The following is a 3,436-nucleotide window of genomic DNA, read 5'->3' on the forward strand; positions in this document are numbered from 1 at the left end:
TTGCTTCCGATGTCGTACAGATTAGCAACGCCCGCAGATTCTCTGCATCTCGATGGCCTTTGCGAATAGCTTCAGCAGCGAACTCGATTTCTTGATCGCGATATGAGGAAGAAGCTGGCATACGGGCTTTCGTGACGCCTAACGTTTGACATGAGGGGCGGCCGAGGGCGATAGCCCTTGGACATCCCTCTCGATGGAAGGGTTAGGCGTCATTTTTTCTCACTGGGCTAAACATGACGTCGGAGCGGAGCACGTACTTGACCCCGTGAGTGACTTCCGAGCCTTCATGAACTAGGCCATGCTGAAAGACCAACGCCATTCCAGGCTTGCCTGTGACCTTCGTGGACTCAAAACGAGTTGCTCCGCCTTCGTAGCCGTCATTCAGGTAGACCATAAAGGTCAACAGACTTATTTCTCCGTTTTGTCTCTGGAAAGGTACGTCTGCATGCCAACTGAATTTCTGGCCGGGTGTGTACCGATACAGCCGAAAACGCTCGTTGAGGCCGATCGCAGTGCGACGACCGAACGCATGCGGGATGTGTGGCTTGCTTCTCTCCCAGAGCTTGCTTGCGAGAGCGTAGTCATCGAACACCAACCGATCGTTGTTTCTTGTGTTCGATTCAACCTTCGACCCGCTGGGCGTGATGATCGGCGCTGCCTCGAACGCCTTTTGTTCGGAGACGCGAATCAGCTCAGCACATTCCTCTAGAGAGAGGTAGTCGCTGATCGTGAATATGCCGGTTGAAACTACGGTGTATTGCATGACGCCTAACGTTTGAGATGAGCGGCTTGACCCGGCTTGCCGGGGCAAGTCCTCTCGATTGAAGGGTTGGGCATCGCGCCTCGGAGCACTACCTTGCAACCAGACAGGGAACTGCTCGACTTTGAACTCATGACCGCCAGCCTACCAGCGAAGGCTGAGGGAGAGCTGCCGTACCCGGCAGTGCCAACTGACTGACCTCGCGAAGCGTCCTCGTGGGTGAGCCGTAGCACGGCGATTCAGTAAGCAGCACGGCCGACCGAAACAGGATTTTCTTTATGCGACCGTTCGCTGTGCAGAGGACGATCCAGCGCAGCTTGGAAAGAACAAGCCAGAAAGACGTGCCAACCGAACCAACAAGGCCACTGGATTGCAAACGCCGCAGCGCGACAAGAGCCCACCGACAAAGCGGCTGTGAACGAAGGCTGAACCCAGCAACCAACATCTCGATGCTTACCGTGATGCCCAACGTTTGACATGAGGGGCGACCAAAGGCGCTAGCCTTTGGGCGTCCCTCTCGATGGAAGGGTTAGGCGCCGCCTTCAACGAGGCACCTTCATTGGCTTGCTTCTCAGAAGGACAAGATCAGAGCCTTGTTCGATTGCATTCATGAGGTATTGAACTGTCAGTTCGAGTTCGTCTTGATTGCACCAGTAGTCGTCGATGGTTCCGTAGGCGGAATAGCGAGAGCGGTTAAAGCCTTCTTCTATGTCGTTGTACCAAATCACAGTCGTTCCGATGATGGCCACCACCCAGAAACCGGCGCCTGGATCACCGTATGGATGTTGTTGCCACTTCGTGGGCTCGATTTGTATGGTTTCCCATAGGCGCAGTTGAAGCGAGCTCATGCGTGCTTCACCTTGAGCGACTCGCTCACGAAGTGCGGACTCAGCGATTGGTTCCCATTCGAGCATGGTGCTTGCGGCGCCTAACGTTTGAGATGAGAGGCTTGACCCGGCTTGCCGGGGCAAGTCCTCTCGATTGAAGGGTTGGACATCGCGCCTCGGAGAACTACCTTGCAACCAGACACGCGACTGCTCGACTTTGAACTCATGACCGCCAGCCTACCAGCGAAGGCTGAGGGAGAGCTGCCGTACCCGGCAGCGCCAACTGACTGGTACGCGGAGCGTTCCTGTGGGTGAGCTGCAGCACGGCGCTCCGGGGAGCAGCACGACCGAACGCGCCACGCAAGCCCTTATGCGACGCCCCGCTGTGCAGAGGACGATCCAGCGCAGCTTGGAAAGAACAAGCCACAAGATGAGCAACCTGCTGCGACAGGCCACTCGGTGGCAAGCGCCGCGGCGCGACGAGAGCGCACTGACAAAGCGGCAGGGAGCGAAGGCTTAACAAAGCAACCAACATCGCGATGCTTACCGTGATGCCCAACGTTTGAGATGAGAGGCGTGACCCGGCTTGCCGGGGCACGTCCTCTCGATTGATGGGTTGGGCGGCTGCAACGAAAAGAGAACCCTTCAGCTTGCCGACGCTGCTCGCCGCTTTGGTGCGCGCGCCGCAACTTTCTTGGCGGCTGGGGCAGGGCGCTCAGCAAGGCGGCCAGTTACGTACTTGTGCAGCACGCTGGCGATCAATGTTTGATAGGGAACGCCTTCTTCTAGGGCTCTAACCTGAATGTCACTCAAGTCGCCGGAGGAAAGGCGAATATTGACTCGGCGGTCTTTGATAGCTGTGGCTCGGGCTGCCGCCTTGAACTTGGCGAGCTCACCTTTTGTTGCGATCGACTTGAGTTTGCCTTTCTCATAGGCGCTGAGAACTTCGAGTTCGTAGTCATCAATGTTTGGCATCTGCATCACCTAGATTCAAATAGTCGCGTGTGGCCTTGCGACTTGGAATGATTGTCTTGAGGAAGTAATAGTCTTTCTCTTCGACGAATGGCACCAAATACGCGTAGCTGTCGTGGGCTACAACGAGAACCCGTTGCTTTGGATATTTCACCGGATTGGGGTGAGCCAGGATGTCTAAAAGACCACCGGACTCAATGGCAACAACGATGCTTTCGAAGGAAACGCCTCGGTCGGCTTTGAGCGTGTCATTCTTCTCAGGATTCCACCGAAAAGGCTTCATGCGCGGAGTTTACGACGCTGTGTGCCTTTTGTCACCACGCAAGCCACGAGCCGCCCAACGTTTGACATGAGAGGCTCGACCCGGCTTGCCGGGGCGAGTCCTCTCGATGGAAGGGTTAGGCATCGCTGCTTGCGCAGCACAGCCTGCTTGGATTTGCTTTGAATGGCGTCGCAAAGCGCGACCTGGGCCTTGCCGAGCATTGGATTCTTTTTCTCCGGGAGAAAGCTGTGCGCTCGAGAGCAGACCTTCTTTTCAGTGATGCCAAGCGAAGGCTCGGCGCACAGACCTGAATCTGCCACGAACCGCTGCGACCGTGCGCTGGCCGCCAAAGGACGGAAAGCCCGCGCTGACGCGGCCACAGACTTCGGGGAACTGGCTCGGCCGTGCGTCTGGTTAACGGTCTGGGATGTGCAGGCATTTGAATACCGACTACTCAAAGCGTGCAGAACGTTCATTGGTGCTCGCCTCTGCATTCCTGCGATGCCTAACGTGGAGATGAGGGGCGTGACCCGGCTTGCCGGGGCACGTCCCCTCGATTGAAGAGTTGAGCGGCGCGTTGTCTCGATGGAGTACAGCGCCGCAGGACGAGCCACT

General features: G+C 56.8%; 4 protein-coding genes. All 4 read right to left on the bottom strand.

Annotated elements, in window-relative coordinates:
- Positions 1-202 precede the first annotated feature (202 nt).
- Positions 203-763, bottom strand: coding sequence for a 2OG-Fe(II) oxygenase (locus RMO40_RS15130; protein WP_309722975.1), 561 nt, complete (start codon positions 761-763; stop codon positions 203-205).
- Between the two features lie 539 nt (positions 764-1,302).
- Positions 1,303-1,608 carry a hypothetical protein gene (locus RMO40_RS15135; protein ID WP_309722979.1) on the bottom strand — a complete coding sequence of 102 codons (306 nt, stop codon included), beginning with the start codon at positions 1,606-1,608 and terminating at the stop codon, positions 1,303-1,305.
- 624 nt (positions 1,609-2,232) lie between these two features.
- Positions 2,233-2,562 (bottom strand): hypothetical protein, encoded by a 330-nt coding sequence (locus RMO40_RS15140; protein ID WP_309722985.1) that lies wholly within the window; start codon positions 2,560-2,562, stop codon positions 2,233-2,235.
- The gene (locus RMO40_RS15145; RefSeq protein ID WP_309722988.1) at positions 2,549-2,842 is read right to left on the bottom strand and encodes a BrnT family toxin; all 294 of its coding nucleotides are present in this window, start codon (positions 2,840-2,842) and stop codon (positions 2,549-2,551) included. Before RMO40_RS15145 ends, RMO40_RS15140 begins: the two co-directional genes overlap by 14 nt.
- Positions 2,843-3,436 lie beyond the last annotated feature (594 nt).

It is taken from the genome of Rhizobacter sp. (assembly GCF_031412075.1).
Lineage (GTDB): Bacteria > Pseudomonadota > Gammaproteobacteria > Burkholderiales > Burkholderiaceae_C > Rhizobacter.

What these genes read in the sequence shown, in the direction of transcription:
- RMO40_RS15130 (WP_309722975.1), bottom strand. Translation starts at nt 763, where the DNA reads ATGCAATACACCGTAGTTTCAACCGGCATATTCACGATCAGCGACTAC.
- RMO40_RS15135 (WP_309722979.1), bottom strand. Translation starts at nt 1,608, where the DNA reads ATGAGCTCGCTTCAACTGCGCCTATGGGAAACCATACAAATCGAGCCC.
- RMO40_RS15140 (WP_309722985.1), bottom strand. Translation starts at nt 2,562, where the DNA reads ATGCCAAACATTGATGACTACGAACTCGAAGTTCTCAGCGCCTATGAG.
- RMO40_RS15145 (WP_309722988.1), bottom strand. Translation starts at nt 2,842, where the DNA reads ATGAAGCCTTTTCGGTGGAATCCTGAGAAGAATGACACGCTCAAAGCC.